The organism is bacterium, assembly GCA_040757115.1.
GTDB lineage: Bacteria > UBA9089 > CG2-30-40-21 > CG2-30-40-21 > SBAY01 > JBFLXS01.
Genome location: JBFLYA010000238.1, coordinates 1 through 5,718, shown reverse-complemented (window position 1 = coordinate 5,718; position 5,718 = coordinate 1). Strand labels below are relative to the sequence as shown.

The following is a 5,718-nucleotide window of genomic DNA, read 5'->3' as shown; positions in this document are numbered from 1 at the left end:
TTTTCCACAATCAATTTCTACCTATTTCTATAAATTTCAATCTATTTCTATTATCTTATCTCCATATCACCCTTATCTCCTTATCCCCTTTCTTACACTTTTGATATATAGCCTGAACGGTTACCAATTTTCATCCTCGTTTGTGAACCGCAGGTTCATGCCTGGTTTCCCCTGTATTTATTATTCTCTCCCTTTGGTCCAGGTAACCCTTAATTTACCCGTGATGAGTCGATAAACACCGATAAGCGATGCCAGCTGAATTAGACAAAAATAAAATGGTGTTCCCAATGCCTTTAATTTGAAGAATCCACCCATCAATGCCAGAAGATAAAAAAGTGACTGGCAAACAAAACAAATTTTATAAAAAAGATTTATATTTATTAAAAATAAATTAGTTGTAAAAAGGATAATGAGGGAAAATGGAGTCAGCCAGCGAAATAACTTATGAGAGATAAATTGGAAGAGGAAAAATGGCTGTTTAATCGACGGGACACCTTGATTTTTAACTATCATCTGAAATCCACCTCCAGATACCCTGACCCGCCGGATAAATTCACCTTTACTACTCGCGGCGGTATCTTCATAACCAACGGCAGACTCATCATAAATCACGCGGTATCCTTGTTTGACAATGTTCATTCCATTAACTAAATCATCTAAAATTATTTCCGGAGGAATTAGTTTAAATAGATTTTTACGGATAGCATACATTGCCCCATCAACGCCGATGATAGAAGAAATTTGACTTTCTTTTTTCTGAATATATCTTTCATATTTACCATAAAGACTTTCTCCCTGGCCATAAGTCGCTTTTTCACTTATTAATAGGACCTTACCCGTTACCCCACCTACAGTTTCATCTTTAAAATTACGAATTAACTTTTTTATGGCATCTTTTTCATACATTGTGTTAGCATCCGATAAAACTATAATTTCACCAGTAGCCTGTGGGAGGGTTTTATTTACGGCGGTTATCTTCCCGGCTCGAGGTAACTCTTTTAATATTATGTCTTTATACTCAGCCACAATCTCGTTAGTTTTATCCGTAGAACCATCTGAGGCAATTATAATCTCTAATCTGTCCTTTGGATAATCTATTGAAAGTGAATTTTCTACCTTTTCTCTGATTATCCTTTCCTCATTATAAGCCGCGACTAACAAACTAACTGCTGGTAAAAAATTCTCATCTCTAACTACACCCTTTTTGGCTACCAGAGATAATAGTATGAGGATAAGCGGATAAAAGATGTAAGTGTGTCCAAGACATATAAATGATATTAAGAATAAAATGGTAGTTATCATAATATTTTCACCATATCTGTTAATTGAGTCGTTCTAAAAATTTCCTTTTGATTAATCATTAAAAATGAGCCTTGAATGATGGTAAATCCTTTAATATCTCCTTTATTATCGAATCGGATGTGGCTAAATCTCGCATCTGTTTCAATCCCTTCACAATCTCTACTGAGTAAATGATAGTCTATCCAATGAGGGGTAATTAATTTAAACGCCCGTTTATTTAATTGTTCTATCTTAGGACGATTTAGCCCTGTTGGATAGATTATCACACCCAGAGATGCGGGTAATATTGATGTTGTGGAGTATTTTACCACCGGGGCTTTAATTTTCACCCCATAATTTTTAGCTACCCAGCCTTCTTCGACTTCAAGATTGACTAAATCTGGATTAATTGGCATAAGTAAAGCATGTTGAGTAACAATTGATTCTTTGTTAACTTCCATCGCGGTCGGTGCAAAGTGGAAATATTGTTCAATCAGATGTTTTTCTTTTCCGTCTAAGTAATCAAAAATAAGCCAGTATTTAGTCAATTTATTAAAAAAGATTATTCTTTTATGGATAATCGGGGCATAGCCATCGTGTTCCCCCTCCACATAATCGGCAAGTTCAGAGGTAAACCATTTCTGACATTTTGTGGAATAGGTATTACTCCAGCCAAGTTTGCCGACTAATGTGGCTTGAGACTTACGGTCAATTACAATCGTATTATGAGCGGGTGTGGCTCGAAAGTAATTTTGAAAGTGCTCATCAAAATATGAATACATCCCCGGGTCAATAATGAGTGGTTGCCCATTAACTACAAGTTCCAGAGAAAGGGCATCAGCATGACCATGGGCAACGGATGGTGTTGCATCTTTATGAAGTCCTGCGGCTTGTTGGCCACAATCAAAACATAAATAATCCCCATCTTTGTCCCAGTGACTACGCATAATAAAATAACCACTTGCAGAAAACGCCATTGAGGTTTGCTCTGCGGCTTTTTCGCAAATCGCCTCATATCTTTTTAGCCCAGCACTACCCAGTAGCCATATTGTCTCTTGACTGATTTTACCACTTATCTTTTTAAAATCTCCACGATTGAATAAAATTGCTCCGATTGAAAGAAAGGTTCTAAAATCCCAATGGTCATCTACGACACCAAATTTAATTGACCGAGCACCATCCCCATCCCCAATCATTGGCATTCGACTATCAGGTTTTGTTAGATACATAGAAAATTCCATCACTCGCTCAATAGCCTTTAGAATCTCTGGCTCAACCTCAATATCATTTTTCATCTGAAGGATAATCGCCAGTAGATAAAACCCTAATGTGTAATGGTGATAGGATACTGCCTGTTCGACATTGCCACCATCTTCATAAAACTGGTTTTTAAGTTCTGATTTAAGTATTTGCCAGCCTGTTTTTTTCCATTGATTTACCTCTTTGAGTCCCGGGAATAAAAACCCTAAGATAAAAAGCGCCGTTGCCTCTCCAATTAAATGGTTATACGGACTTGAAAAAAAGGACAGATTACGGATAAGGTATCTTCCGTGCTGGTAAAGGCTATTTAAAATCTTATAATGGACCTCTGCATCTATAGATGTTAAGAAGAGGTTATAAGCCATTACCCAATTTATTGCCCGTAGCGCTACCTCTAAACCACTCGACCAATTGACACCAAGTAAATAAGGGTTAGAATCTATCCAATCAGTTATCTGAGCACAAAATTCCCGGCGATATTTTTCATCCCCGCTCAGGCACCAGGCTAATCCGAGGGAAACAAAGTGCTCATGTCGGCTGATTTCCCAGACATATTTTACATCCCCATGGCTTAAGAATTTATAGATGTTTGAATATAATTTTAGTGGATACTCCTGTTTGGTTAGCGGATGTTTATGCCATTCAATCGTATCTTTATACTCGACATTTATACCTAATAATGCGAACTTATGTTCACATATTTTATCTGCCTCCTGAATATACCTTGTTTGAGGCAAATAGGTATTAAATATCTCATCTTTTTCTATAAGATGAATATGGGGACACATCCCATATTCCCGCTTTAAATATGGGGTATGTCCCCATATTTCTAATCTTTGTCCAATTAATTTTTTAGTTCTGAATAAGATTTCTTTAACCGAGATTTTCCTGATTTTAAAAAATAGGGTGAACATTATAAAACCTCTGCTCAAGAAGCCGTTTTGTAATGCCGGTAATCCCAGGCTAACCATTTTGGCTCTTCATAGGGAGTATTGTTTTTTGCATAAAATTAAACCATTGGTATTGCTCTTTTAGCAATCTCAACAATAGCATCAAGTTTTTCTGTGATTTCTGAATCTATCTCATTTTTTGGCACAAACTGAACAAGAATATGATAATCTGACTTTTTTAAAAGATTTGGTAATCCTAACTTTTTAAAATAGTTATCAAATAAAAGATCAAGAAAATCATCTGTTGCTTTTATATCCGGCGACCATGGCGCTGGCTTATTTAGGGTTTTTAATGCAGAGGTTAATTCTAAAATAGCCTCTTTCATAGCACTAACTCTTCGATGAGCCTCAGCGTTTCCAAAAAGATCATCGGGTAGATCATATTTTGCATATGATAGAAGTACCTTTTCCATACACAAGTAATTCTCTATCTCTCTTTTTCTCCATTGGAGCACTTTAACGCCCATATCATTAGGCAAATTCTTTTCCAGACGATCAAAGATTGCAATTGCGGTTAGGTCTTTTTTTGCATATTTTAATCCCCAAAAATGCCTTTTTACCTCATTTGGTTTGTTTCCAACATAATGAACAAAAGGGGTTGCAAGAATCTCTTTTGCCTCTTTATGCCCTAAAATCTCTGCAAACTTCCGTAAAATTGCCAGGTCGGTTGCACCTTCAAGGTATAATACCCATCCTGTTTCTTCTGCTAAATAGTAATGTTCATATCCAATCTCCTTAAGCGATTTTAAAACTTGACTCCCCCTATCGTTAATTCTATGAGGTTTACCTACAAAAGTTATAACAACATCACGATTAGCAGCTTCATTAAGCACGACCTCTGAATGACTGGCAGCAATAATCTGACACCCTTTTTTTTCAGCTATTTCTGTAATCAACTGATATGTTTCCCTCTGTCTTAGAATTTCAAGATGTGCATCAGGTTCATCAAGGAGCAATATTGTTTTTGGATTTGCATATAGATGAGCAAGCAAAAGCAGTGTTTGTTGAAGTCCCCTTCCAGAAGAGGATATATCAAATTTCGTTCCTTTGCGTTCTTTATAAGACATCTTTATTTCTCCTCGTTCTTTTATATATTGAGGAGGTAAAAGGTCTATACCAAAAAGTATCTTTATTTGAGCAGTAAGTTTGTTCCAGTCTGATATTGATTTCTCATATACCTGGTAACATAAATTCCTTAACACCTGTGCAGTCTGGCCTTCACCCATAAGCACATTGATTCTCCCTGATTCTAATTTTGCCTCTACTGCCGCCAATCCTGACATAGGTTGAAGAAATGCAATTTTAACATCACTTATTTCGTCTGGGATTTCAGTGAACCTTGCATCTTTAACCAATTTATCTTCAAATCCAGCTTTGCGAACAGGTCTACAAACAAGTGATTCTTCATTGATATAATCAAATTCCATCCCACACGACCAGGGTTTGTCATTTGAAATCCCTTCAACAATAACATCTATTCTTACATTTTTTACAGAGGTCTTTCCTATTACTTGTTTTACATCCCTTGTATGCAAATCTGACCATAATAGATTAATGCTTGGAACTGGGATAGATATCATTTCGAGCCTGTTGATAGTTACTCCAGGTCTTTTTTCAGGGGATGACTTTCCCTTTCTTTTTGCATTCCATTGTTTTATTCCCATATCCCACAATGCAACTGCTTGCAAAGCAGAAGTTTTGCCACTGTTGTTTGGTCCTATTAAGACAACAGTATTCCCAAGCTCAATATCAATATCACCAAGCTTCTTAAAATTCCTCACCTTAATTCGTGTTAACATCTGATAACCTCCAAAATATTTCCACCTGTGCGGTTAAATGTAAAATGGATAATGTCCAATGAAAATGTATAACTGAAAGGTAATGAGTCTTGCGAAGTACTAAAATTTCCCATTTTTCATTTCCTATTTTACATTTTACATTTATTTTTCCTTTGCGTCTCTGCGATGAATTAGTCTAATCGCACAGGTCGAAAAGATTTGTAGTGCGAGACTTTAGCCTCGCTTCTGGCAAGCAGGAAAGCGAACCTAAAGGTTCGCACTACATTTATCGAATGTCACAGGTTAATTCGTGTCCATTTGTGGCGTAACCGTTCAGGCTATATATCAAAAGTGTAAGAAAGGGGATAAGGAGATAAGAGTGATATGGAGATAAGATAATAGAAATAGATTGAAATTTATAGAAATAGGTAGAAATTGATTGTGGAAAA

At 36.4% G+C, this 5,718-nt stretch carries 4 protein-coding genes; 1 reads left to right on the top strand and 3 read right to left on the bottom strand.

What is annotated here, in order from left to right; genetic code table 11:
• Positions 1–235: hypothetical protein (locus AB1422_15915; GenBank protein ID MEW6620796.1), on the top strand; the 235-nt coding region annotated here is incomplete at its 5' end.
• Here AB1422_15915 and AB1422_15910 read toward each other — a convergent pair.
• The 3 genes from AB1422_15910 to AB1422_15900 all read right to left on the bottom strand — a co-directional run bounded on the left by AB1422_15910 (position 181) and on the right by AB1422_15900 (position 5,290).
• Entirely contained in the window at positions 181–1,302 is a 1,122-nt protein-coding gene (locus tag AB1422_15910) for a glycosyltransferase family 2 protein (protein MEW6620795.1), read from the bottom strand. The genes AB1422_15915 and AB1422_15910 overlap by 55 nt on opposite strands.
• On the bottom strand, positions 1,299–3,455 hold the full coding sequence (locus AB1422_15905; GenBank protein ID MEW6620794.1) for an alginate lyase family protein: 2,157 nt from the start codon (positions 3,453–3,455) through the stop codon (positions 1,299–1,301). Before AB1422_15905 ends, AB1422_15910 begins: the two co-directional genes overlap by 4 nt.
• Positions 3,456–3,550: 95 nt before the next feature.
• Positions 3,551–5,290 (bottom strand): AAA family ATPase, encoded by a 1,740-nt coding sequence (locus AB1422_15900; protein MEW6620793.1) that lies wholly within the window; start codon positions 5,288–5,290, stop codon positions 3,551–3,553.
• Between the last annotated feature and the right edge of the window lie 428 nt (positions 5,291–5,718).